This is a genomic window from Boseongicola aestuarii, assembly GCF_900184815.1.
Classification (GTDB): Bacteria; Pseudomonadota; Alphaproteobacteria; order Rhodobacterales; family Rhodobacteraceae; genus Boseongicola; species Boseongicola aestuarii.
The window spans coordinates 1-22,484 of record NZ_FXXQ01000003.1 but is presented as its reverse complement, the minus strand read 5'-3'; the positions used below and the strand labels follow the sequence as shown (position 1 = coordinate 22,484).

Below are 22,484 nucleotides of genomic sequence, written 5' to 3'. Positions count from 1 at the left end.
CTTCCGCGTCTATTCAACGCGTTTGTGTCTTTCGCCATCACGCTATATCGGAAGTGGGAAGCAAGCGGACAAACGATCATGACAGAAAACAGCACCGAAAAGAGAACCCACTTCGGCGCCCGCAATGTTCGGGAAGATGAAAAGGCCGGGTTGGTGCACGGTGTATTTACAAACGTGGCCTCAAGATACGACGTCATGAACGACGTGATGTCAGTCGGTATCCACCGTCTTTGGAAAGAAGCGTTGATGGACTGGCTGGCACCAAGGGCAGGCCAGCGACTGTTGGATGTGGCAGGAGGCACAGGCGATATCTCATTCCGCTTCCTCAAACGCGCAGAAAGGGCCGAAGCAGTGGTTTTGGACCTGACGGAATCAATGCTGAAAGAGGGTCGCAAACGGGCCGAAGCCGAAGAACTTTCTTCGCAGCTTGACTGGGTTACCGGGGACGCGATGGCGTTGCCGTTCGAAGATAATACTTTCGATATCTACACAATTTCATTTGGCATCCGAAATGTAACACGCATCGAAGACGCCCTCACCGAAGCTTATCGTGTGTTGCGCCCCGGCGGACGCCTCATGGTTCTGGAGTTCTCGCAGTTGCCTGTCGACGGCATGCAGAAACTTTACGATCTCTATTCATTCAATGTCATCCCACGGATGGGAGAACTGATCGCCAATGACCGCGATAGCTATCAATACCTCGTGGAATCGATCCGCAATTTCCCGGATCAAGATAAATTTGCGAACATGATTTCCACGGCAGGTTTCGAGCAGGTCAAATACCGCAATCTTTCGATGGGAATAGCCGCTCTCCATTCGGGTTGGAAAATCTAAATGCGCGGACCGCATAATATCCTGCGCCTGATCCGAACTGGGGCCACTCTGGAGCGCACCGGGGCAATGGGTGTCGTGCTTGAAGCGTTCAACGCTCCAACGTCATTGCGGGTTGCAGCGCGGATTCTGGGTTGGCCCTTCAAATGGCTTGGTTACAAGGGCGATCCCAATCAGCCACCAGCGACGCGCGCTCTGACGGCGCTTGGACCCGCATACATCAAATTTGGCCAGATCCTTTCAACAAGACCCGACGTGGTTGGCGACGAACTGGCGCTGCAACTCCGCGTCTTGCAGGACAAGTTGCCGCCCTTTCCGACCGAAATCGCCAAGGCGACCGTTGCGCGGGAATTGGACCATCCCGTTGACGAGCTGTTTAGCGACTTCTCTGAACCCGTAGCTGCCGCATCGATCGCACAGGTCCACAGGGCGCGGATCGCAAGCACTGGCGAAGAAGTTGCCGTCAAAGTCTTGCGACCCAAGATCGAGCGTGCTTTTCGCCGAGATATCGACGCTTTTTACTTCGCGGCACGTATGATCGAAGCACTGGCGCCCTCGACGCGCCGCCTGCGCCCGATGGATGTCATCTCGCACTTTGAAGGCGTGGTGATGGGTGAACTGGACCTTCGGCTTGAAACGGCTTCGGCAGCAGAGTTTGCGGCGAACACGGCAGACGATGAGGGTTTTTCTGTGCCCGAGGTGAAGTGGTTCCTGTCCTCAAGACGGGTGATGACGCTCGCTTGGGTGGGCGGATTTCCGTCAGGGGAGGTCGCTGCCATCAAGGCGGCAGGGCATGACACTAATGCTCTGGGCGAACGCATCTTGACGATGTTCCTGCGGCACGCCTTGCGGGATGGCTACTTCCACGCCGACATGCACCAAGGCAACCTCAAGGTTGCACACGACGGCACCCTAGTTGCCCTCGATTTCGGGATCATGGGGCGGATCGACGAATATACCCGCCGTGTTTACGCGGAAATTCTGTTTGGCTTCATCCAGAAGGACTACCGCCGCGTCGCCGAAGTTCATTTCGAGGCGGGCTATGTGCCTGCTGACCAGGACGTTGATGAATTCGCGCGGGCGCTTCGTGCGGTGGGCGAACCGATATTCGGCATGGATGCGAGCCGGATATCGATGGGGCGACTCTTAAGCTATCTATTTGAAGTCACAGAACGCTTCGGGATGGAAACGCGGACCGAGCTCATTCTGCTTCAGCGCACAATGGTTGTCGTCGAAGGCGTCTCCCGTTCGCTTAGTCCGAACATTAACATCTGGACGGTCTCCCGGCCGATCGTCGAGAGCTATATCGCTGAAAGCATCGGTCCAAAAGCGCTCATCCGCGACCTGGGCCGCACCCTCCGGGTGCTGAGCCGTTTTGGACCAAGATTGCCCGCCATTGTGGAGGCTGCATTGATCAAGCAGCAGACGCCACCGGAAGAGCCAAGCTCATTTTCCTGGACCAAGACAGGTGCGCTTGGTGTTGCTGGCGTCACTTTGATCGCGATTGGGGTGGTGGTCGGTATCGCACTTTAGAGTGGTGTGTCTGGCGACCTCAATGCACGGACCTCAGCTGACGGGACAATGGCACCGCCTGCCAAGACAATCTCGACTCCGCCTGCGCCAAGTCTGGCTTCCCGGATCAGTGCATAATGCTCCACTGGCTTTGTACTTGTCACCTGGCCGCTATTCACGCTCTCCAATTCAAAAGTGTAAGTGCCGCTCTCCAATGGTGTCCCGTTTTCGCCGACGCCACCCCACAATACAGTATCGGCGTTCAATGGCAGAGCTTCTCTGGATACCCTCGTTCCGTTGCCGTCGCGCACAATAAGAAAAGCCGAATCGGACGCAGGATCTGGCTCTGGTGCCAGTGTAAGTGGCGCACCTGCGAATGTCGCATGCCCGGTAACGCGAGCCTCCATTCCGACCCAGCCGGCCAATTGGCCCAGACCAGAAGCTCCGTTCCCCGCGATCATGTCTGCAAGCAGATCGTTGGTACGAACCTGCTGCTCCACCCCGGAAAAGGTCGCAAGTTGAACCGCAAAATCCGCTGACTCGATTGGATTAAGAGGATCCTGGTTTTCCATTTGGGTGGTCAGCATTTTGAGGAAAGTCTCAAAATCGGACGAAAGTGCCGAACCAGATGGAGTCTGAGGATCGGTGACTGTTCTCGATGCAGAATTCGATGCGTTTGATGCTGTCTGCGGCTGAATTTCCATATCAGGTGAACTCCTTCATATCCTTAGGTCTAGTCGTCCATTCAAGATCGGCTGAACCGTGGGCTGGCTCTTGGTGTACGACGCATGTTCATGGTCTTTTTTGTCATTCATTTCAGGACGATCCTCAGGTGTTGGCTGATTGCGCCCCTGACCGCCCTCTTGGCCGAACTGGAACGCCAAGCTTTGATGGCCTTGGTGTCGTAGTTCCTGCGCGAATGCCTCAATGTTCCGTCTAATCAGGTCCAATGTCTCGGGGCGCTCAGTAAGAATAGTCACGGACAACCCGGCTTCGCTCGGGGTAAGTGAAAGCTTCACGCGCCCGAGTTCGTCTGGAGCAAGTTTCACTTCAATAGTGCCGCCAGTAGTCGTCCGCGCAGCGTCGACAAGCTGATGTATAACCGGGCGAGGCGGCTCCGGCTGCATCGTCACAAGTCCGCTGCTTCGGCCAACCTTCGCGGCGCCCAAGTCGATGTCCGCGTCCTGTTTCGCGATCATTGATCCGAATTCGCCATGATCCTCTTTTTTGAAGATCACGAAAGTATGTCTGGGAACATCCATAGGCAGCGCGAGCAACTTCGTTGTCTGTGCTGCGTTTCTTTGCTTTGGGTGAGCTTCAACTTCCGAAGGCTTTTCGCCGCGCATTGCCGATCCAACATCGTTTTCTCCGATCTGCTGCGGCTCGCTGCGTATCTGGTTTGGAACGTCTGGCAACCGACGGGCAATGGCAGAAATCGAGGAATCGCCACCGTATTGACGGACCTGCGCCAGAGGTAAGGCGCTTTCATTTCCCTTGGGGAGAATATAGACCCCGACATCGTTTTTTGTCCCTTTGGGAAAGCTAATCTCAATTCCTGGTGCGGGTACCGAAACCCGTATGCCCGGGCCGCTTTCGGCGATCGTTTGGACGAGCCGGTTTTTTGGTTTCAATCCGGTCTCCGGCAAGCTGAATCCGCGCGCTCTCTCAGTGCCACTCTGCTCGGTGGTCGAAGATGACATCAGGGTGTCTCTGGCAGCCTTCTCGGCAGGTGGAGGCGTCGATTGGATTTTCTCTCCTGTGAACATAGCCTCTGGTGCAACGTCAGCCGGAGCGATTTGCGCCGGTCTATCTGCTGTCGCCACCAGTTCTGGAGTGATCGGCTTTGCCTTCTCGCTCTTGGGTTCGGCGGTTGTTTCAATCCTGCCCTGCACCTCTGGTTTCGCAGCAACTGCGAGAGCAGACCCTTCCTTGCGATTGGGTTCAATATTCCCTTTCTGCGGCGAGTCCTCAGATCGTGCGCCTTCAGGAACCGATTGTCGCTTAGAGTTATCCTCGGCGCGTATTGGACCTTCTACGGAGTCATTGGTCGCAGTACGTGGCTTGAGCCCGTCGACTTTCGTATTGGGGTTGATCTCAAGAGGCCTGGAATTCTCTCGATTGGAGAAGTTCTCTCCTGTTCGATTTGAGCCGACGCTTTGCAGTTCTGCACTGCGCGCTGGCACCTGCGATGGGTTTGGGGCCACCATTGCAGAAACTGGGCGCTGATCTTTCGAAATGCCGACGGGTGCAGCTTTTTGTCCAAAATCGATCTCACCTACTGCTGCAGCCCTGTCCCGGAAGTTGGCGAGTTGTAAGTCCTCTCCATTCAAATTTAGTCCACCGCCACGGCCAATTTCAACTGGCGGAACTTCCGTGTTTCCACTCAGCAAGCTCTCGCCCGCCATTTCCAAGACGGTATCGAATTCGACATCAAACAATGACGAAACCGTGTCTGGCACCACCGCGGATCTAGAGCCCGCCACATTGCCTTCAAGCAACGTGGCAACGTCACGTACCGTCATTGAAAATACCATGGCCGTGGACCTTCTGTCCGTTCACGACCCGATTTACCCTGACAAAGTTACCGCTTCTTTACCGACGCACCGGATAGTTGGATCAAATTCAACCGATTCCGAGGATTCAAAAATGCCGAACGATTTATCGACAGTCCCCACAAGCCAAGGCGACACTATTCTCAACCGAATAAACCCCGATTTGTGGCGGCTTTCCAAATCTCTGGAGTCAACCTTCTTGTCCGAAATGCTCAGCAAGGGCGGACTTGGCAAAACAAATGACTCCTTTGGAGGTGGAATCGGCGAGGAGCAATTCTCGAGCTTTCTGAACCAGCAACGCGCCATTGCGATGGTTGAAAAAGGCGGTATCGGCCTTGCTGAATCGATCTACAAATCCCTGATTGATCGCGAGGCTTGATATGACGGCTGCAGATGATCTCGAAGACCTTTTGGCCATGGAACGTCAAAAAATTCTTAAAGGGCAGATCGAGGAACTTGAAGCTTTAGGTGCACGGAAACTCGCTCTACTGAGCGCGGTCCGTGACGACGCAAATACGTCCACTGAGCAGTTGGAGGGCATTATGGCTACTGCCAAACGCAATGCCTTGCTACTTGCTGCATCAGGTCGAGGACTAAAAGCTGCAATCAGGCAAATCACGGACGCGAAAACGCAAGAGCAGCAAGCCTTTTACGGGCCAAACGGGCAACGCAAGCCAATGCTTCCGCGACGCGACAGACTTGAACAAAAACTCTAAAATTCTCTGTAAATTCTGTCTCAGACAGTCTGGCTTCGTTGCTCGAAATTTAAACCCTATTAATCAATAGAGACGAGTGTCGCATCACGTCCTGAATGGACCTGCATGTAAACCTCGGGGGCGGGGGTGCAACAGTCAGAATGGCTTCTCACGTCAAAACGACGTTCCCGAAAACAGGTGGAAAGCCACCTACTGACAGGAGACAGCCCGATGGCTAGTATTCTTACCAACACCAGCGCAATGGTAGCGCTTCAAAACCTCCGCACAATCAACAGCAATCTTGTCGAAGCTCAAAACCAGATCTCAACTGGTAAAAAGATCTCGTCTGCAACCGACAACTCCACGGTCTGAATAACCTTGGCGTTTGAAGAATAGGCGCGCTGGGTCTGAATGAGTTGGGTCAATTCACCCGCAACGTCAGTGGCGCTTTCTTCAAGCGCAAATCCAACGACATCGCCGGTCGGCCCATCTGCTGCATCCCAAAGGAAAAAGCTGCCGCTTTCATTTGATGTCCGATAGGCCTGATTGTCTTGGGCAATCAACCCGTTGGGATTTGGCAAGTCGATCAGAGGAATCTGATAGATCGTTCGCGTAATCCCGATATCGAAGTTTGCTCTGACAAAACAATTTGCATCTACCTCGACGGAAATCAGGTTGCCCACCGGGGAGCCGTCTTTGGAAATAGAGGTCGGTGCAAAGCTGTCTGAAAGCTGAGTCAAGCCGGTTCCAGTGCCAACAGCACCAATGTTGATATCAATCGGACCGCCCGCAACATTGACCGTGAAATCGCCCGTAGCCGGGTTATAGGCGCCGCCTGTTGTGGTGTTGACCGCGGTTATCGTGCCCCCCGATCCGCGCGAGGCATCAAAGACAACCTCGTACTCACCGATGACTCCACCCCCACTTGCAGAGTCTGTCAGGACCATCGTCCAAGTATTCGACGCGCCGGCGACTGTGGGGATTATTGGGGTGAACTCGATATTCACTGACTGTGAGGTGCCAAGGTTGTCGAAGTATTCAACCGACAGTTCCAAGGGATTCCCATCAGCTCCGAATTCGGTCTCCGTGGCTGGCAGGTTTACGCCCAGCGCAATACGCGTGGTCGGCTCGGACGTGAACTGATTGACGTTGATCTGAACCGGCACCAGTCCGGCGCCGGTATCACGTGGGAACGTTGGAATGGATCCATCCGGATCTGCTGGCCAACCCATCAAGGTAACGCCAGACGTTGTTCTGAGAAATCCGTCTTCATCCGTGCGAAATGAACCGGTTGTTGCAAGAAACAGCGGGAAGTCCCCGGTATCGCTCAATAGTGAGCTCTCGGTGGTAACCGGTAGAAATCCGCGGCCCCGCACGGCAAGGTCGGTTGCGTTATTCGTAGTCGCCAGTGCGCCGGGCTGGTCAATGACCCGTTGTGTCGTCACCCGGACTCCGCCCGCGGAATAGGTGCCCTGACCGCTTTCAATAACGAGCGATGAGAATTCCGCCTCGGCGCGCTTGTATCCATAAGTAGCTGAGTTTGCGATGTTATCCGCAATGGTGGCCAGCCGGCTGGCATTTGCGGCCAGACCCGCGACGCCGGCATTCAATGAGGAAGAGATGGTCATGCTTCTGCACCTTTCTACAAGAACGACTTTCTGTCGTGGTCTGTTCTACCGGCGGGGCTTAACGTCGTGCTAACAGCTAAAATTGCTCTGAAATTCTCTCATAACCGGCTGCGCAAGAGGATCATCTCGACACGGTTGTTGCGGATCGACAAAGGGTCTCGAGTGACGGGTCTTCTGTCGGCAAATCCTGTAACGCGCTGCATTCGGCGCGGATCAAGTCCTGCGCTTTCCAGCATCTGGCGAACTTGATCCGCGCGCTTGGACGACTGCTCCCACACATGGTTCTCAGCACTCACCAAAGGAACCGCCGCCGTGTGTGTTTGAGTCGCTATGTCATTGGATACCAGTCGGAAAACCTCAGCGACCGCCAAGACAATCGACCTAAGTTCCACTGTCGGTTCGGCTGTTTCGGTGAACAGCGGCGCATCCGGCAGGTCAAAAACCTCGACGATCATTCCCTCATCTGTAAGCCGCGTCACAATATGACGTCCCAGCAAGGCACTCACCATGCTTTCGCCGCTTCGCCCCGAAAGCGCGTCCGCCATTTCCGCCAGCATCGCGGCCTCTTGCGCAGCGCTTTGGGCAGAAGTGCCGCCATCGATCGCCGAACGATTTGCTGCACCCTCTTCAGTGGAATAAGTCGTTGCCGCCCCGGTGCCCTGGCTGGCAAGCGAGTTCTGCGAGAAAATGCTATCCCCTCCGAAAGCGCCGTCGCCGCCACCGGACGCCTTCATGATTGGAATCGTCGGGTTGAAGTAATCAGCGATTCCCTTGCGCTGTTTTTCATTTGTTGCACCAAGCAGCCACATCAGCAGAAAGAACGCCATCATGGCAGTCACAAAGTCGGCGTAAGCAACTTTCCAGGCACCACCGTGGTGACCTCCGGCAATGACCTTCTTGCGCTTGATAATAATCGGCGCGTTGGAAGCAGCGGACATACTTCACCCCAAACATCGCCCCCGCTGTTCGGCTATCGGAAAGCATTGAACAACCCGTTAACTTCCATAAACGCTTTACTCACCACCGCGATCCACTGGAACACCCTCGAGCTTTGGACTACTGAAGAAGCCAGCCACCATCAAAGGACACACGCCGTGACCAAACCCAAATTGCGCTCTCAAGAATGGTTTAATAACCCCAACAATCAGGAGATGACCGCGCTCTACCTCGAGCGGTACCTGAACTACGGTCTTACCCGGGAAGAACTGCAGTCTGGCAAACCAATCATCGGTATCGCTCAAACCGGCAGCGACCTAAGCCCGTGCAACCGCCACCACATCGAGCTTTCAAAACGCGTGCGAGACGGTGTGATTGCGGCAGGAGGTACCGTCATTGAAATCCCGGTACACCCAATTCAGGAAACCGGTAAACGTCCCACGGCATCGCTTGACCGCAACCTCGCATACCTTTCATTGGTCGAGACGCTCTACGGATACCCGATTGACGGTGTCGTCCTGAACATTGGATGCGACAAGACCACACCTGCGCTTTTGATGGCCGCGGCCACCGTCAACATCCCGGCAATTGCACTGTCAGTCGGGCCGATGCTGAACGGCTGGTTCCGCGGCAAACGCACCGGTTCAGGCACAATCGTCTGGAAAGCCCGCGAAATGCAGGCCGCCGGAGAAATCGACGACGATGGCTTCATGGACCTCGTTGCGTCCTCGACACCGTCGGTCGGCTATTGCAACACCATGGGCACGGCCAGCACGATGAACTCGCTCGCCGAGGCGCTGGGCATGCAGCTTCCCGGGTCCGCTGCGATTCCCGCCCCCTATCGCGAAAGGGGGCAGATCAGCTATCAGACCGGCAAGCGCATCATCGAAATGGTCAACACCGATATGCGCCCGTCCGACATTATGACGCGGAAGGCTTTTGAAAATGCAGTCGTAGTCAACTCGGCGATTGGCGGCTCCACGAACGCACCAATTCACTTGAATGCAATCGCCCGACACTTGGGTGTGCCGCTGGACAACGACGACTGGCAGGCGCTCGGCTACAAAGTCCCGCTTTTGGTCAACCTGCAACCCGCTGGCGAATACCTCGGCGAAGACTACCATCGCGCCGGTGGCGTCCCGGCGGTTATTGGCGAATTGCTTGAAGCAGGGCTATTGCCGCATCCAGACGCGATCACGGTGAATGGCAAGACAATGCAGGAAAACTGCAGCGGTGTCAGAAGTGACAATACAGATGTCATTAAACCTGCATCCAATCCCATGCTCAAAGACGCGGGCTTCATCAACCTCAAGGGCAATCTGTTTGACAGCGCTATCATGAAAACAAGCGTGATCTCGAAGGAGTTCCGCGAGCGTTACCTCTCCAACGCGGACCACCCGAACGCTTTCGAAGGCCGCGCCATCGTCTTTGATGGTCCCGAGGATTATCACAAACGCATCGACGACGAGTCTCTGGGCATCGACGAAAACTGTGTCCTGATCATGCGCGGCGCGGGGCCGATTGGCTATCCGGGTGCGGCGGAAGTCGTGAACATGCGTGCGCCCTCATATCTGCTGAAAAGAGGCATTACTGCCCTGCCATGCATCGGTGATGGCCGCCAGTCCGGCACCTCCGGGTCACCTTCCATACTGAACGCTTCGCCTGAAGCCGCTGCCGGAGGGGGTCTTGCGCTTGTTCAAACTGATGATCGCATCCGGATCGACCTTGAAGCCTGTACGGCGGACATGTTGGTGGATGAGGCAACACTTGAAGCGCGCCGCAGCGCGCTTCCTGAAAGACCGTTTACGCCGGATAGCCAGTCGCCCTGGCAAGAGATTTTCCGCGAACGTGTCGGCCCACTCAGCGAAGGAATGGTGCTGCGAGGCGCTCCCGAATACCAGGATATCGCTCGCTCGAAAGGCACACCACGCGACAACCACTAAGCAGCAGAAAGGGGCGGGCCTAGCCCGCCCTCAAAGCGTCAGACCACAGCCTTCGAACGCCTCGCGAGTCCGGCGTTTTTCGTCTTCGGTCAGCTCCAGCATCGGATGGCGGACAAAGCCGCCGACCTGACCCAAAAGCTCTTGCCAGTATTTTCCATGCGCCGTCGGCTTTCCGCCGGGCTTGGTCGAACGGATTGCCTGACGTACAGGCTCCAGACTGTCACGAACCACGCGCGCCTCCTCAAACCGACCTGCAAAAGCCAGTTCCGTGTATTCGTGCATCCGCTTATCGTTCCTGGTCTGCAACTGATAGGGCGGCGACGAACACAGATAAAGTCTCCACCCCAGCTCCTCGATATTGTCCAACCAATCGTCTTCCAAAGACGTGGAAACCTGAATCAAATCACCGACCATATGGCTCAACCGCACATACATCTCGCGCGGCACGGAATACTTGATCGCGACGATGTTCGGCAGTTCGGCAATTCGCGCGCACTGCTCCGGCTCCATCAGATACCCGCTGTCCGGGTGGCTCCACATTGCGACGCCGATGTCCAAGCGGTCACATAGGTACTTGTAATAGTTGTACAGAACCTCATCCCGGTCATGGCAAAAGCTCAGAACCGGCGCATGGACCACAACGTAATCCGCTCCACAGGCCTGCGCATGAAGCCCCAACTCAACCACATTCGAAACGTTCTGATCGGAAATCGACATGATCGTTCCCGCGCGCGCGCCACATTCCTCGACGGCGATCGTCATATTGCGCGCGCGCTCTTCCATCGACATCGAAAAGAATTCGCCCTGCTTTCCCGCAATGAACAAGCCGCGAATTTCCAGTTCATCAACCCAATGGCGAATATTCGAACGCAATCCTTCTTCATTGAACGACCCATCCGCATGAAATGGGTTCAAAGCCGCAGCCCAAATGCCATGCATATTGCTGCGCGCAAAATCTTTCGCTTCGCTCTTGGCATATTTCATAGCGGGCCTCGCAACTGATTTCCCGAAACGGATAGCACAGAGCCCACACTCCCCATAGACTCGCCAGCAAAAGACAACGTCAGGAATCCCATGTCCATCGCACTTATCGGGTCCGGAGCAATCGCTTCCTATGTCCGCGCACATCTTGCATCCGCAGGACTCCCAGTCGCTGCAATCATCGTCCGACCAGGGAAAGAATCCAACGATGAAACGCCCGCAGTCTCGTCTGTCGCTGACCTTCCGAAGGGCATTGATATGCTCATCGACTGCGCTGGCCACGAAGCTTTGCGCACACACGGCATTGAGGCGCTTCGAACAGGAATTGACGTCGTGACGGTCTCGATCGGCGCGCTCGCAGATGCCGCCCTCGAAACCGAAGTTGTCAACGCCGCCCAATACGGCGGGGCCGTTCTTCACCTCGCAAGCGGGGCAATTGGTGCGCTCGACGCTCTGCGGGCTGCGCGCATTGGTGAGCTCCACGAGGTGACGTATGTCGGTCGCAAACCTCCAATGGGCTGGGTCGGCTCGCCCGCCGAAGACAAAGTCGACCTTGCAAGCCTCCAAAAAGCGACAATCCATTTCTCGGGATCAGCGCGGAAAGCCTCCCTTGCCTATCCCAAGAACGCAAATGTCGCTGCTGCGGTTGCTCTGTCGTCTCTTGGATTTGACAATACTACTGTCGAATTGATTGCAGATCCGGATGCTTCAGCAAACATCCACGAAGTCCGGGCCGCCGGTTCTTTTGGCTCGCTCACCTTCACGATCTCTGGCAAGAGCCTGCCTGACAATCCGAAAAGCTCGGCGCTCGCGGCTATGAGCGTCGTCGCCAAAATCCTCGAAGATCGCAAACCGATCAGGTTTTGAAGTAACTGTCGTCACTCAATCGACATCTTGTGAGAGACGTTCTTCACGACCGTGTAATGGTGCAATCCTTCTTCACCGCCTTCGCGCCCATATCCACTCCACTTCACGCCACCAAAAGGTGTCTCTGGCAAGGATGCCTCAAGCGTATTGATCGACAAGTTCCCGGTTTCAACGCGCTCGGCCATTTCATGTGCGTTCGCCGCGGAATGCGTAAACCCATAGGCCGCAAGCCCGTAAGGCAGCCTGTTCGCTTGCATGATCCCATCATCCAGGGACTTGATCGGATTCAGAACGGCAATTGGGCCAAATGGTTCCTCCGTCATGACGCGCGCCGAGTCAGGCACATTCGCCAGTACAGTCGGCTCGAAGAAATAGCCGGCGTTCCCGATCCGCGCGCCGCCCGCCAGTAATTCGGCGCCTTGCGAAACAGCGTCCTCGACCAGGGTCGCCATCGCCGCCAATCGCCGATCATTCGCCACGGGTCCCATCTGAACTCCATCACTGAATCCGTCCCCTACGACAGTCGAACGGGCCTTTGAAACGAACCCATCCGTGAACCGATCGAACAAACCCTCATCAACGTAGAACCGCGTCGGCGACGTGCAGACCTGCCCCGCGTTTCGATATTTCCGCTCTGCGCAAATCGGCGCTACCACGGCCGGATCCACATCACCGCAAACAATGACCGGGGCATGACCCCCAAGCTCCATAAGAACCGGAGTCATGTATTCTGACGCCATTGTTGTCAAATGCCGTCCGACGACCGTCGAACCAGTAAACGCCACCAACCGAATGCGTTCATCTGGAATGAGGTGCCCGGAAATATCGGCAGGCACGCCGAACACCAAATTCAGAACTCCGTCCGGCAATCCCGCATCCTTAAACGCACGCGCGATATGGTATGCCCCGCCTGGAGTTTCCTCTGCCGCCTTGAGTATTACCGAACAGCCCGAAGCCAAAGCCCCGGCAATCTTTCGCGCCGGTTGGCTCATCGGGAAATTCCACGGAGAGAACGCCGCAACCTGCCCAATCGGCTGGCGCAAAACCGAGTGGCGAATGCCTTCGACACCTGGGATCACGCGCCCATAGAGGCGCTGCGCCTCGCCTGCATCCCATTCGAAAAACTCCGCGCCCCGGATGACCTCAAGTTGTCCCTGCCGAAAGGGTTTCCCATGCTCAAGTGTAATCGAATAGGCGATCTCATCAATCCGCTCGCGCATCAACCGTGCCGCCCGCAGCATCACATCGCTTCGCTCACGCGGCGAAACCTTGCTCCACACGCGAAACCCGGCCTCGGCAGCATTAAGCGCATCGTCAAGATCGGCGGTTGATGCAACCGGGACCCGACCGATCTCAACTTCATTTGAGGGGTTCACCACGGGCAAGGAATTCGCAGTCTTGCGCCACGCGCCACCTACAAAAAGTGAAAGATCGGGATATTCCATGTGACCGCCAGTTTTTGTGCATTCCGCCCGACGATATGACGGAAACCGACCAACGCAAACACCCACAGTTTGAATTGTTCATTGAAAAGAGGCGCATAACCTCGCACTCTTTTGAAAACACGACGGAGGACTGATATGGCGAGACTAAGCGCGTTCAACTTCAGCGGCTGGATCGAAGAGCACAAGCACCTGCTGAAACCCCCTGTCGGCAATCAGCAGATCTGGGAGGATGCCGACATGATGGTCACCATTGTCGGCGGCCCGAACAAGCGCACTGACTATCATGATGACCCTGTCGAGGAGTTCTTCTACCAGATCAAAGGCGACATGCTCCTGAAACTCTACGACGGAGAGGAATTCTACGACGTTCCCATCCGCGAGGGCGATATCTTTCTCCTGCCGCCACACATCCGCCATTCGCCCCAGCGCCCGCAGGAAGGCTCCATTGGTCTTGTCATCGAACCAAAACGCCAGAAAGGCGAGCTTGATGCAATCGAATGGTACTGTTTCGAATGCGGCACCTGCGTGCATCGCGCCGAAAAACAACTTCAATCCATCGTGCGGGATTTGCCGCCGATCTATCAGGCCTTCTACGCATCGCAAGAAGCCAGAACCTGCCCGAACTGCGGCACAATCCACCCCGGAAAAGACGCCCCGGAAGGATGGGTTCAGCTTTAAAAATCAGAAATTTAGCCGTTGACGGGCGCGATTCCCGCACGGCACTCTTCTCACAATAATCGCGCGACCCAAAACTGCGCGCATGTTCACCAGGGAGAACTCCATGAAACTGAAGACACTACTTGCAGCCACCGCGCTTTCCGCGCTCGCAAGCGTCAGCTTTGCGCAGGACGCCGTAAAGATCGGCATGATCACCACTCTGTCAGGGCCTGCGGGCTATCTTGGAACCGATGTTCGTGATGGCTTTCTTCTCGCCATCGAAGAGGAAGGCGGAACACTTGGGGGCGTTCCCGTAGAGGTCATTGTCGAAGACGACGGCCTCAAGCCCGAAAACGGCCGGGCCATTGCTGAACGTTTCCTTGAAAGGGACGAGGTCGAGATCATGACCGGCGTCATCTTCTCCAACATCGCTCCTGTTGTCGCACCCCTGACCCTGCGCGCAGGTCGCTTTTACATCTCGCCGAACTCCGGCCCATCTCAATTCGCAGGCAAAGCCTGCCACGAAAACTACTTCGTCGCCTCGTGGCAGAACGACACCCTCCACGAATCGGCGGGTATCGCGGCCTCGAATCTTGGCTACAAGAACGCCTATATCCTCGCGCCGAATTATCAGGCGGGCAAAGACGCCCTTGCCGGGTTCAAGCGCTTCTTCACTGGCGACATTGTCGAAGAAACCTACACACAACTTGGCCAAACCGATTATGCCGCCGAAATCGCCAAGATTCGCGCCGCTCAGCCTGAAATGGTGTTCCAGTTCCTCCCCGGCGGAATGGGCATCAACTTCATGAAGCAATACGATCAGGCTGGCTTGCGCGACGAGATCCCACTCGTGCTTGCGGCACCCTCGGCTGACATCAACATCCTGCGCGCGGTCGGCGCTTCCATGCTGGGTGTCCAGAACACCTCGCACTGGAACCACGACCTCGACAATCCGGCCAACATCGCCTTTGTCGCCAGCTTCGAGGAAACCTATGGCCGCTCGCCCACGGTTTACGCCAGCCAGGGCTACGACACAGCCCGACTCATCTCCAGCGCCCTGCGCGCAACCGGCGGAGCAGTCACAGCCGACATGGATGGCTTCCGCGCGGCCCTGAGAGCCGCCGACTTCGAAGCGGTGCGCGGCCCATTCGCCTTCAACACCAACAATCACCCGATCCAGAACTGGTACTCCCGTGAGGTGGTCGAGATTGACGGCGAATTCCGCAACCGGACAACTGGCATCATTGTCGAAAACCACGCTGACGCCTATGTCGGCGAGTGCAAAATGTAAGCCAAAACACCGGCAATAATAAAAGGGCTGGCCTTTCATCGGCCGGCCCTTTCAACGTCACCACCCCGGAACCCCTTAATGACCCAGCTATTCTTTGAGCAACTGCTGAACGGCCTGCAACTTGGCATGTTCCTGTTTCTCGTCTCGGCAGGTCTGACGCTGGTCTTCGGCTTCATGAACATCATCAACCTTGCGCACGGTTCACTCTTTATGATCGGAGCCTACGCTGTTGCGGTCCTGACCAACCTCACCGGCTCTTTCTTCGTCGGACTCATATTGTCATTCCCGGTCGTCGCCGCCTTCGCTCTGGTCATAGAACTCCTCATCATCCGTCCGCTCTATCACCGCGACCACCTCGACCAGGTCCTCGCCACCTTCGGCCTGATCCTGTTCTTCAACGAAGGCGTCTCTATCGTCTTTGGCCGGACGCCCCTATTCCTAAACGTCCCCGAAGCTCTTTCCGGCGCCATCCAGATCACCGAAACCTTCTCCTACCCGCTCTACCGCATCACAATCATTGCGGTCGGCTTGATGGTTGCCGCCATCCTGTGGTTCATCATCGTGAAAACCCGCACCGGGATGCGTATCCGTGCAGGCACCACAAACCCCGAAATGATCCGCGCGCTTGGCGTCAACATCCAAGCCCTCAACACGACGATCTTCGTCGTCGGAGCGCTCTTTGCAGGTCTCGCAGGCGGCCTTTCCGGCCCACTTACATCAGTCGAGGTCGGAATGGGCGAAAACCTCCTGATCCTCAGCTTCGTTTGCATCGTCATCGGCGGTATAGGCTCCATCCGGGGAGCCCTCCTCGGCGCACTCACCGTCGGCCTGGTCGACACATTGGGTCGCGCCTTTCTCCCCGATCTCCTCGGCCAGTTCCTCGACCCAGCCACCGCTAACGGCATCGGCGCCGCCCTGTCATCAATGTCGGTCTACCTCCTGATGATCATCGTGCTGATCTTCAAACCAACCGGCCTCTTCCCCGTCGCGAGAGCAGCCTGATGCTCAGCGACAAACACCTCCCGGCCTTCTATGGCCTCGGCGCGCTAATCCTCGTGGTTCTCCCATGGATCCTGACCGCCGCCGACTCGTCCTACCTCATCTCGACCGCCACACGCCTTGTCATCTTCGCTATCGGCGCCGTCAGCCTCGATCTCCTTATCGGCTACACCGGCCTCGTAAGCTTCGGCCACGCAGCCTTCTTCGGTGTTGGCGCCTATGTCGTCGGAATCCTCGCCTTTCACAACTTCGAGGAAACCACATTCCTCGGTTTCGACGGCACCCTCACAGGCCTCGTCGTCTTGCCACTCGCTATCCTGATCTCCGCCGTTTTCGCCCTCATCATAGGCGCCCTCGCTTTGCGTACAAAGAGCGTCTACTTCATCATGATCACTCTCTCATTCGGACAAATGCTATTCTTCCTTTTCGTCTCGCTCGAAGCCTACGGCGGTGACGACGGCATGATGATGTTCGAAGGACGCAACGTCCTGCCCATCCTCGACCTCAACGACCGCATCACCTTCTACTACTTCTGCCTCGCCATCTTCACGGCGTTCTTCGTCTTCTGCCACCGCCTCGTCCGCTCAAAATTCGGTCGCGTCCTTGCCGCCATCCGACAAAACGAAGACCGCATGACCTCCATCGGCATCCGCCCCTATACGGCAAAACTCCTGATTTTCGTCATCGCCGGAGCAGGCGCAGGCCTCGCAGGCGCGCTCATGGCGAACCACACCGAATTCGTCAGCCCCGGCCTCACCCACTGGACCAAGTCCGGAGACCTGATGATCGTCGTCATCCTCGGCGGCATCGGAACACTCATCGGCCCCGTCATGGGCGCTTTCGTCTTCCTCCTCCTCGAAGAATTCCTGCCCATCATCTTCCATGAACTCGGCATGGACCTTCTCAAAGAACACTGGCGCGTGGTCTTTGGTCCAATCCTGATCCTGATCGTCCTCTTCGCCAAGACCGGCCTCTACGGCCTTATCTTCAGGAGGGAGGGGTAGAGCATGCTCGACATCCAAAACCTCTCCAAATCCTTCGGAGCTCTCACGGCCACCGACAACGTATCCCTAACGGTCAAACAAGGCACGATCCACGCCCTGATCGGCCCAAACGGAGCCGGAAAAACCACCCTCATCAGCCAAATCTCGGGCTACCTCACCCCCGACAGCGGAACGATCACCTTCGATGGCCAGGATCTCCTCGCCCTTCCCGCCCACAAACGCCCCCATGCCGGGCTGGTCCGCAGCTTCCAAATCACTTCCGTCATCCCCGAATTCACCGTCCGCGACAACGTCGCTCTCGTTCTGCAATCCCTGAACAACCAAGTCTTCCGCATCTTTGCCAAAGCCTCTGCCGACCGCGAAGAGCGCGCCAAAGCCGAAGCCATCCTCGAACGCACGGGCCTCGCAACCGAAGCCGACACCCGCGCGCAAAACCTCGCCCACGGCCAGAAACGCCAGCTTGAAATCGCGATGGCGCTCGCCGCCGACCCCAAACTCCTCCTGCTGGACGAACCCATGGCAGGCATGGGCGTCGACGAAAGCCGCAGCCTCACCGATCTCCTCGACAGCCTCCGCGACACGACAACGATGCTGCTCGTCGAGCACGACATGGACGTCGTCTTCTCTCTCGCCGATGAGATTTCGGTCCTGGTCTACGGCAAGATCATCGCCACCGACGCGCCCGAAGCGATCCGCACAAATCGTGACGTTCAGGAAGCCTACCTCGGAACCCACGAACTTCATGACGAGGGAGCCGCATAATGCTGACCCTCGAAAACGTCGAAACCAGCTACGGAACGTCCCAAGTCCTCTTCGGCATCAACCTTACCCTAAACGAGGGCCACCTCGTCACGCTCATGGGCCGCAACGGCATGGGCAAAACCACCACCGTCCGTACGATCATGGGTCTGACCCCCGCCAAAGCAGGCACCATCCGCTTCAAGGGTGAAACCATCACCGCCAAGCGCCCCTACCAGATCGGCCGCGCTGGTATCGCCCTCGTCCCCGAAGGTCGCCAGATCTTCCCAACTCTCAGCGTGCGCGAGAACCTCATTGCCACGGCCGCCAACCGCGCAGAGCGCAAAGGCCCATGGGATCTCGACAAAGTCTACGCCCGCTTTCCCCGCCTCAAAGACCGAGCAAACCAGCTTGGAAACTCTCTTTCCGGTGGCGAACAACAAATGCTCGCAATTGGCCGCGCCCTCATGACCAATCCCACGCTTCTGATCCTCGACGAAGCCACAGAAGGCCTCGCCCCGATGATCCGCCAGGAAATCTGGTCCGTGCTTGCCGAACTCAAGGCGGAAGGCCAAACGACCCTGGTGATCGACAAGAACCTCGATGATATGGCCCGCCTTGCTGACGACAACTACGTCATCGTCAAAGGCCAAATCGCCTGGCATGGTGACGTCGCCGCCATGCGCGCCGAGGACAACTTCGCCGAGAAGTATCTAGGGGTATAAGCAATGCAACACCTCTATCGCGACATGACGGTCGCGCAGCTTGAAATCCAATACAACGCCCGCGCCACGGTCCCGGACTTCAACGCAGAAATGCACGCCTACCGCACCCTCAGCGACGAAGCCTACAGCGACCTCACTGTCCTCAAAGACATCGCCTACGGTCCGCACGAAGACGAACGGATCGACCTGTTCCCCTCACCGAGCGCCGCAAGCCCCGTCCTAATCTTCATCCACGGAGGCTACTGGCGCGCACTCAGCCGCCGCGAATCTGCTTTCATGGCAAATCAATTCGTTTCCCACGGGATTGCAGTCGCCGTAGTTGAATACACGCTGGCCCCAATCGCCACCTTGTCCCAGATCGTCGATCAAATGCGCCGTGCCGTCGAACACCTGATCGAGAACCCCGACAACCTGCCCTACGACCCAAACCGGATCTTTCTAGCGGGTTCCTCAGCCGGCGCGCACCTCGCCGCCATGTCGCTGCGATCCGAAATCAAGGGCGCACTCCTCGCCAGCGGCCTTTACGACCTGGAACCGCTCCGCTTCTGCGCCCCGAACGAATGGCTGGCACTCACCGAAGAAACCGCTCGTGAAAACAGCCCGATACACCACCCGATCCCCACCGACAGTCCGGTCATCATCACATGGGGCGAAACAGAAACCGACGAATTCAAGCGCCAAAGCCGCGACTATGCCGACAAGATCGTCAAAGCGGACGGAAGCGCAAAAGCCTTCGAGGTCCCAAACCGCAACCACTTCAACGTGATCACCGACCTTGCGGACAGCAGGTCTCGCGTTTTCCACGAAACTCTCAGCATGATCCGGAATGCTTGAAGTGGTGCCTCAAGAGGGCATCCAAGTTCTATATCTTGATGCCCCGTCGTGTTCCAGATTACTTTAAGTTCATAGCATTTTAGGCACATCTCCTGTTCCATACCGTTCCGTATTGCTCCATGGTATACCATATGCAGAGGTGGACAGAGAGTGGGATTTATTCTTGAGGGCCTTAAACAAACTCAGCGCTCAAACCCTCAAGGCTGTTCAGCCAGGCAAATACTCCGACGGCGGAGGCCTTTGGTTTTTCAAACGTCCTGATGGCGGTGCTCAATGGGTAATGCGCGTATCGATCCATGGGCGTCGCCGGGAGATGGGGCTGGGAGCCTTTCCAGAGGTGTCTCTCAAAGAGGCACGCGAGGTCGCAAACGAAGCACGCGCGTTGGTACGTCAGGGGCTGGACCCGATCAAGGAACGTGAGCGCAGAAAGCGTGAAGCCGCCAGCAATCTGCATCTTCTCAAAGATATCGCCCTCGACGCCTTCGAAAGCCGCAAGGCGGAACTCAAGGGTGATGGTAAAGCGGGACGGTGGTTCACACCGCTTGAACTCCACGTTCTTCCAAAACTCGGCAAGGTGCCGATTGGCGAGATTGACCAACGCGATATACGCGACACGCTTTCCCCGATCTGGCACACCAAGGCAGACACGGCCCGGAAGGCAATGAACCGCCTGGGCATCTGCCTGAAGCACGCGGCGGCGCTTGGGCTCGAGGTAGACATCCAGGCAACCGACAAGGCGCGTGCGCTCTTAGGCAAGCAGCGCCACACCCCAAAGAACATCCCTGCCCTTCCGTGGCAGGAAGTTCCGGAATTCTATCAAAGCCTGTCGGGTGGCTCGGTTACGGAGCTGGCACTCAGATTGCTTATATTGACCGCTGTTCGCTCTTATCCTCTTAGACATTTCCATGAAGACCAAATTGACGGAGATGTCTGGACCATCCCTGCCGAGGCCATGAAGGGGCGCGTGGGAGCGACAAGCGCCTTCCGCGTGCCGCTCTCGAGCGAAGCGCAAGCCGTCATCGACGAGGCCCGCAAGTTCGAGCGGGATGGCTTCCTCTTTCCAGGTTTCCGCAAGGGCGTGATCTCTGACATGACGATGAGTTCTTTCATGAAGCGACGCGGTTTTGAGGCACGACCTCACGGCTTCCGGTCGTCTTTCAGAGATTGGTGTGCGGAAGCGACGGAAGTACCGCGCGAGATTGCTGAAACAGCCCTTGGGCATGTCAGCGGAGGCAGCGTAGAGCGGGCGTATAGGAGGACTGATTATTTGGAGCAGCGCAGCAGGCTGATGCAAGCGTGGTCCCTTGGTTGTGCGGGAATGGTTGAGAAGTCTTGGGAAGCCGATGCACTATGAGCTGGCGTGAATATGCTCAGAGACGCCAATGGGAAAGCATCAGCATTTCGAAACTCTCTGTTCAAGAAATGTTCGAGTGCCTAGAAATCCTCGCATCAGTCCTGCCAAATGTGACTAGGGGAGACGGTGTAGAGACCTACATCGACAAGATTAACAGCAACGAAGCTCAAGGCATGGAAGAATATCATGCTTCCTCCTTGTTCCATCAACTACGCAGAAGATATGAGATTTTTACGAACCGAAAGGGCTTAGGTCAGCCGTTTCGTGACGAAGTGAGTCTAGCGATTCAAAGTCTAAGAGAAGTCGGCATCGAATACGAAGGCATGCACGAAACCTACCTCTACTTGGATTCAGACGGTGATTGGATTCAGCTTGAAGGCGACGTTGGAAAAGCCATCCTTGCAAGAGACGATAGCTGGGAGGAGGAGCTGTTTTTTCAAGAACGGGAAGGCTCAATTTCAATTCGAGACGGAACGCTTGAACTTCGGCGTCGACGGGATCTTTATCCGTGGCGATACAGCAAGATGCTGCATACTTGGTGGAAAATTGGTTTCTTTCCAGAGAACTCAAAGGTGGATCATGCCATTTGCCTACTAGATTCCTATCGTCAGTTTCAATCAAAGCTCCTTGGGATTTTAAGTGGAGAAGGCTTTCTGGAAGCTAGCTTCGGAAACCGCGGGCGTCGCGCTGCCGACGCAATTCATCTCAGCAGAGACGCCTACTGGATCGGCCGTGAGTATGAGGCGATCTTGAAGAAAGAATACGAACCCCACGCAGTTAGAGGCCTTAAAACTATCAAGGGCGCCCAAGAGAGCGCAAAGGCTATCAACGCAAAGCATGCCAAAATGCGAAATCTCCGGTTTCGTCGAATGGAGCACCTTGTTCCCGCTCTGGGTGTAGACCGCGCTGCGGCGCAGTGCGAAACTGAAGGTCTTGGGAAGTGGGAAAGCATAAAGCGGCAATGGAATAGGTACAAAAAAGGGACACCCTAGCCACTGTCCCGAAACTTCATGGTTACTGATTGTGCACGGAAACAACAAATCGAGCACCATCATGCGCTATCTCAACTTCAACGACCTTCAAGCGAAACTCGGCAATCGCAGCCGCAGTTCAATTTACCGCGACCTAGAACTCGGTCGTATCCCACGCCCAATCAAACTCGGCTCGCGTCTCTACTGGCCAGAAGCCGACATCGACGCGGCAATCGCTGCCCTACCCAAATGAACGCGACCCACTCTCCGGCGGCAGCCGATGGCATGGGGTCGCTGGTGTTCTTGAAGAGCATCCGCCCCACGCCTGTCCTTATCACTGGAAAGGCTCGAGCATGACCTCTCTACCGAAATCAACTGACTTTCAAACTTCTCCCCAAGAAACCTCCGACGCCTACTCTGGCGTCGTCACCTGCCTCTGTGCCCATCACCGGGTGATCGTCTGCAGGGATCGCATTCAATTTGTAGTGCAGCGTCGCAAAAAGGGTGGCGCCGAGCGGCCC

Annotated in this window: 23 protein-coding genes; 17 read left to right on the top strand and 6 right to left on the bottom strand. The window is 56.4% G+C overall.

Annotated features, from left to right (window positions below; genetic code table 11):
* Nucleotides 1–78: 78 nt before the first annotated feature.
* Together ubiE and ubiB are read left to right on the top strand one after the other, a co-directional pair.
* Nucleotides 79–834 (top strand): bifunctional demethylmenaquinone methyltransferase/2-methoxy-6-polyprenyl-1,4-benzoquinol methylase UbiE, encoded by a 756-nt coding sequence (ubiE, locus tag BOA8489_RS05875; protein WP_093973334.1) that lies wholly within the window; start codon nt 79–81, stop codon nt 832–834.
* Complete coding sequence (ubiB, locus tag BOA8489_RS05870) at nt 835–2,364, top strand: 2-polyprenylphenol 6-hydroxylase (RefSeq protein WP_093973088.1); 1,530 nt, start codon at nt 835–837, stop codon at nt 2,362–2,364. It begins immediately after the preceding gene.
* On the opposite strand, the gene BOA8489_RS05865 is transcribed toward ubiB, so the two are convergent.
* Together BOA8489_RS05865 and fliK are read right to left on the bottom strand one after the other, a co-directional pair.
* Nucleotides 2,361–3,047, bottom strand: coding sequence for a flagellar hook capping FlgD N-terminal domain-containing protein (locus tag BOA8489_RS05865; RefSeq protein ID WP_093973087.1), 687 nt, complete (start codon nt 3,045–3,047; stop codon nt 2,361–2,363). The genes ubiB and BOA8489_RS05865 overlap by 4 nt on opposite strands.
* A gap of 15 nt (nt 3,048–3,062) precedes the next feature.
* Complete coding sequence (gene fliK / locus BOA8489_RS20710) at nt 3,063–4,781, bottom strand: flagellar hook-length control protein FliK (protein WP_245813682.1); 1,719 nt, start codon at nt 4,779–4,781, stop codon at nt 3,063–3,065.
* Between the two features lie 10 nt (nt 4,782–4,791).
* Here fliK and BOA8489_RS20705 point away from each other — a divergent pair, with 10 nt between their 5' ends.
* From BOA8489_RS20705 to BOA8489_RS21050, 3 genes are all read left to right on the top strand, one after another.
* Complete coding sequence (locus BOA8489_RS20705; RefSeq protein ID WP_245813680.1) at nt 4,792–5,274, top strand: rod-binding protein; 483 nt, start codon at nt 4,792–4,794, stop codon at nt 5,272–5,274.
* A gap of 1 nt (nt 5,275) precedes the next feature.
* On the top strand, nt 5,276–5,611 hold the full coding sequence (locus tag BOA8489_RS05850; protein ID WP_093973086.1) for a hypothetical protein: 336 nt from the start codon (nt 5,276–5,278) through the stop codon (nt 5,609–5,611).
* 210 nt (nt 5,612–5,821) lie between these two features.
* Nucleotides 5,822–5,962, top strand: coding sequence for a flagellin N-terminal helical domain-containing protein (locus BOA8489_RS21050; RefSeq protein WP_370807160.1), 141 nt, complete (start codon nt 5,822–5,824; stop codon nt 5,960–5,962).
* Here the strand turns inward: BOA8489_RS21050 and BOA8489_RS05845 are convergent.
* The gene (locus BOA8489_RS05845) at nt 5,902–7,218 is read right to left on the bottom strand and encodes a flagellar hook protein FlgE (RefSeq protein WP_093973085.1); all 1,317 of its coding nucleotides are present in this window, start codon (nt 7,216–7,218) and stop codon (nt 5,902–5,904) included. The two genes, BOA8489_RS21050 and BOA8489_RS05845, sit on opposite strands and share 61 nt — an antisense overlap.
* A 98-nt stretch (nt 7,219–7,316) precedes the next feature.
* Nucleotides 7,317–8,156 carry a flagellar motor protein MotB gene (locus tag BOA8489_RS05840; RefSeq protein WP_093973084.1) on the bottom strand — a complete coding sequence of 280 codons (840 nt, stop codon included), beginning with the start codon at nt 8,154–8,156 and terminating at the stop codon, nt 7,317–7,319.
* A 213-nt stretch (nt 8,157–8,369) separates the two neighbouring features.
* Between BOA8489_RS05840 and BOA8489_RS05835 the strand changes: the two genes are divergently transcribed.
* A complete protein-coding gene (locus tag BOA8489_RS05835; protein ID WP_370807162.1) occupies nt 8,370–10,097 on the top strand; it encodes an IlvD/Edd family dehydratase in 1,728 nt (575 codons plus the stop codon).
* Nucleotides 10,098–10,127: 30 nt separating this feature from the next.
* On the opposite strand, the gene BOA8489_RS05830 is transcribed toward BOA8489_RS05835, so the two are convergent.
* The gene (locus BOA8489_RS05830) at nt 10,128–11,081 is read right to left on the bottom strand and encodes a dihydrodipicolinate synthase family protein (protein ID WP_093973082.1); all 954 of its coding nucleotides are present in this window, start codon (nt 11,079–11,081) and stop codon (nt 10,128–10,130) included.
* Nucleotides 11,082–11,171: 90 nt separating this feature from the next.
* Here BOA8489_RS05830 and BOA8489_RS05825 point away from each other — a divergent pair, with 90 nt between their 5' ends.
* Nucleotides 11,172–11,945, top strand: coding sequence for an aspartate dehydrogenase (locus tag BOA8489_RS05825; protein WP_093973081.1), 774 nt, complete (start codon nt 11,172–11,174; stop codon nt 11,943–11,945).
* Nucleotides 11,946–11,956: 11 nt separating this feature from the next.
* Here the strand turns inward: BOA8489_RS05825 and BOA8489_RS05820 are convergent, their stop codons facing one another.
* Nucleotides 11,957–13,390, bottom strand: coding sequence for an NAD-dependent succinate-semialdehyde dehydrogenase (locus BOA8489_RS05820; RefSeq protein ID WP_093973080.1), 1,434 nt, complete (start codon nt 13,388–13,390; stop codon nt 11,957–11,959).
* Between the two features lie 135 nt (nt 13,391–13,525).
* On the opposite strand from BOA8489_RS05820, the gene BOA8489_RS05815 reads away from it, so the two are divergent.
* The 10 genes from BOA8489_RS05815 (at nt 13,526) to BOA8489_RS05770 (ending at nt 22,216) form a co-directional block, all read left to right on the top strand.
* A complete protein-coding gene (locus BOA8489_RS05815) occupies nt 13,526–14,068 on the top strand; it encodes a 3-hydroxyanthranilate 3,4-dioxygenase (protein ID WP_093973079.1) in 543 nt (180 codons plus the stop codon).
* Between the two features lie 103 nt (nt 14,069–14,171).
* Nucleotides 14,172–15,338 (top strand): ABC transporter substrate-binding protein, encoded by a 1,167-nt coding sequence (locus tag BOA8489_RS05810; protein WP_093973078.1) that lies wholly within the window; start codon nt 14,172–14,174, stop codon nt 15,336–15,338.
* Nucleotides 15,339–15,416: 78 nt separating this feature from the next.
* Nucleotides 15,417–16,340 carry a branched-chain amino acid ABC transporter permease gene (locus BOA8489_RS05805; RefSeq protein ID WP_093973077.1) on the top strand — a complete coding sequence of 308 codons (924 nt, stop codon included), beginning with the start codon at nt 15,417–15,419 and terminating at the stop codon, nt 16,338–16,340.
* Nucleotides 16,340–17,341 carry a branched-chain amino acid ABC transporter permease gene (locus tag BOA8489_RS05800; protein WP_093973076.1) on the top strand — a complete coding sequence of 334 codons (1,002 nt, stop codon included), beginning with the start codon at nt 16,340–16,342 and terminating at the stop codon, nt 17,339–17,341. Before BOA8489_RS05805 ends, BOA8489_RS05800 begins: the two co-directional genes overlap by 1 nt.
* Nucleotides 17,342–17,344: 3 nt before the next feature.
* Nucleotides 17,345–18,103: an ABC transporter ATP-binding protein gene (locus BOA8489_RS05795; protein ID WP_093973075.1), complete on the top strand. Its 759-nt coding sequence runs from the start codon at nt 17,345–17,347 to the stop codon at nt 18,101–18,103.
* Nucleotides 18,103–18,804, top strand: a complete 702-nt coding sequence (locus BOA8489_RS05790) for an ABC transporter ATP-binding protein (RefSeq protein ID WP_093973074.1) — start codon at nt 18,103–18,105, stop codon at nt 18,802–18,804. Before BOA8489_RS05795 ends, BOA8489_RS05790 begins: the two co-directional genes overlap by 1 nt.
* 3 nt (nt 18,805–18,807) lie before the next feature.
* Nucleotides 18,808–19,638 carry an alpha/beta hydrolase gene (locus tag BOA8489_RS05785; RefSeq protein WP_093973073.1) on the top strand — a complete coding sequence of 277 codons (831 nt, stop codon included), beginning with the start codon at nt 18,808–18,810 and terminating at the stop codon, nt 19,636–19,638.
* Nucleotides 19,639–19,801: 163 nt separating this feature from the next.
* On the top strand, nt 19,802–20,992 hold the full coding sequence (locus BOA8489_RS05780) for a tyrosine-type recombinase/integrase (RefSeq protein ID WP_093973072.1): 1,191 nt from the start codon (nt 19,802–19,804) through the stop codon (nt 20,990–20,992).
* Complete coding sequence (locus BOA8489_RS05775; protein ID WP_093973071.1) at nt 20,989–21,984, top strand: hypothetical protein; 996 nt, start codon at nt 20,989–20,991, stop codon at nt 21,982–21,984. Before BOA8489_RS05780 ends, BOA8489_RS05775 begins: the two co-directional genes overlap by 4 nt.
* A gap of 61 nt (nt 21,985–22,045) precedes the next feature.
* A complete protein-coding gene (locus BOA8489_RS05770; protein ID WP_093973070.1) occupies nt 22,046–22,216 on the top strand; it encodes a helix-turn-helix transcriptional regulator in 171 nt (56 codons plus the stop codon).
* Nucleotides 22,217–22,484 lie beyond the last annotated feature (268 nt).

What these genes read in the sequence shown, in the direction of transcription:
- ubiB (WP_093973088.1), top strand. Translation starts at nt 835, where the DNA reads ATGCGCGGACCGCATAATATCCTGCGCCTGATCCGAACTGGGGCCACT.
- BOA8489_RS05815 (WP_093973079.1), top strand. Translation starts at nt 13,526, where the DNA reads ATGGCGAGACTAAGCGCGTTCAACTTCAGCGGCTGGATCGAAGAGCAC.
- BOA8489_RS05840 (WP_093973084.1), bottom strand. Translation starts at nt 8,156, where the DNA reads ATGTCCGCTGCTTCCAACGCGCCGATTATTATCAAGCGCAAGAAGGTC.
- BOA8489_RS05850 (WP_093973086.1), top strand. Translation starts at nt 5,276, where the DNA reads ATGACGGCTGCAGATGATCTCGAAGACCTTTTGGCCATGGAACGTCAA.
- BOA8489_RS05820 (WP_093973080.1), bottom strand. Translation starts at nt 13,390, where the DNA reads ATGGAATATCCCGATCTTTCACTTTTTGTAGGTGGCGCGTGGCGCAAG.
- BOA8489_RS05825 (WP_093973081.1), top strand. Translation starts at nt 11,172, where the DNA reads ATGTCCATCGCACTTATCGGGTCCGGAGCAATCGCTTCCTATGTCCGC.
- BOA8489_RS05790 (WP_093973074.1), top strand. Translation starts at nt 18,103, where the DNA reads ATGCTGACCCTCGAAAACGTCGAAACCAGCTACGGAACGTCCCAAGTC.
- BOA8489_RS05770 (WP_093973070.1), top strand. Translation starts at nt 22,046, where the DNA reads ATGCGCTATCTCAACTTCAACGACCTTCAAGCGAAACTCGGCAATCGC.
- BOA8489_RS05810 (WP_093973078.1), top strand. Translation starts at nt 14,172, where the DNA reads ATGAAACTGAAGACACTACTTGCAGCCACCGCGCTTTCCGCGCTCGCA.
- BOA8489_RS05865 (WP_093973087.1), bottom strand. Translation starts at nt 3,047, where the DNA reads ATGGAAATTCAGCCGCAGACAGCATCAAACGCATCGAATTCTGCATCG.
- BOA8489_RS05835 (WP_370807162.1), top strand. Translation starts at nt 8,370, where the DNA reads ATGACCGCGCTCTACCTCGAGCGGTACCTGAACTACGGTCTTACCCGG.
- BOA8489_RS05795 (WP_093973075.1), top strand. Translation starts at nt 17,345, where the DNA reads ATGCTCGACATCCAAAACCTCTCCAAATCCTTCGGAGCTCTCACGGCC.
- BOA8489_RS05775 (WP_093973071.1), top strand. Translation starts at nt 20,989, where the DNA reads ATGAGCTGGCGTGAATATGCTCAGAGACGCCAATGGGAAAGCATCAGC.
- BOA8489_RS05805 (WP_093973077.1), top strand. Translation starts at nt 15,417, where the DNA reads ATGACCCAGCTATTCTTTGAGCAACTGCTGAACGGCCTGCAACTTGGC.
- BOA8489_RS05800 (WP_093973076.1), top strand. Translation starts at nt 16,340, where the DNA reads ATGCTCAGCGACAAACACCTCCCGGCCTTCTATGGCCTCGGCGCGCTA.
- BOA8489_RS05830 (WP_093973082.1), bottom strand. Translation starts at nt 11,081, where the DNA reads ATGAAATATGCCAAGAGCGAAGCGAAAGATTTTGCGCGCAGCAATATG.
- ubiE (WP_093973334.1), top strand. Translation starts at nt 79, where the DNA reads ATGACAGAAAACAGCACCGAAAAGAGAACCCACTTCGGCGCCCGCAAT.
- BOA8489_RS05845 (WP_093973085.1), bottom strand. Translation starts at nt 7,218, where the DNA reads ATGACCATCTCTTCCTCATTGAATGCCGGCGTCGCGGGTCTGGCCGCA.
- BOA8489_RS05785 (WP_093973073.1), top strand. Translation starts at nt 18,808, where the DNA reads ATGCAACACCTCTATCGCGACATGACGGTCGCGCAGCTTGAAATCCAA.
- BOA8489_RS21050 (WP_370807160.1), top strand. Translation starts at nt 5,822, where the DNA reads ATGGCTAGTATTCTTACCAACACCAGCGCAATGGTAGCGCTTCAAAAC.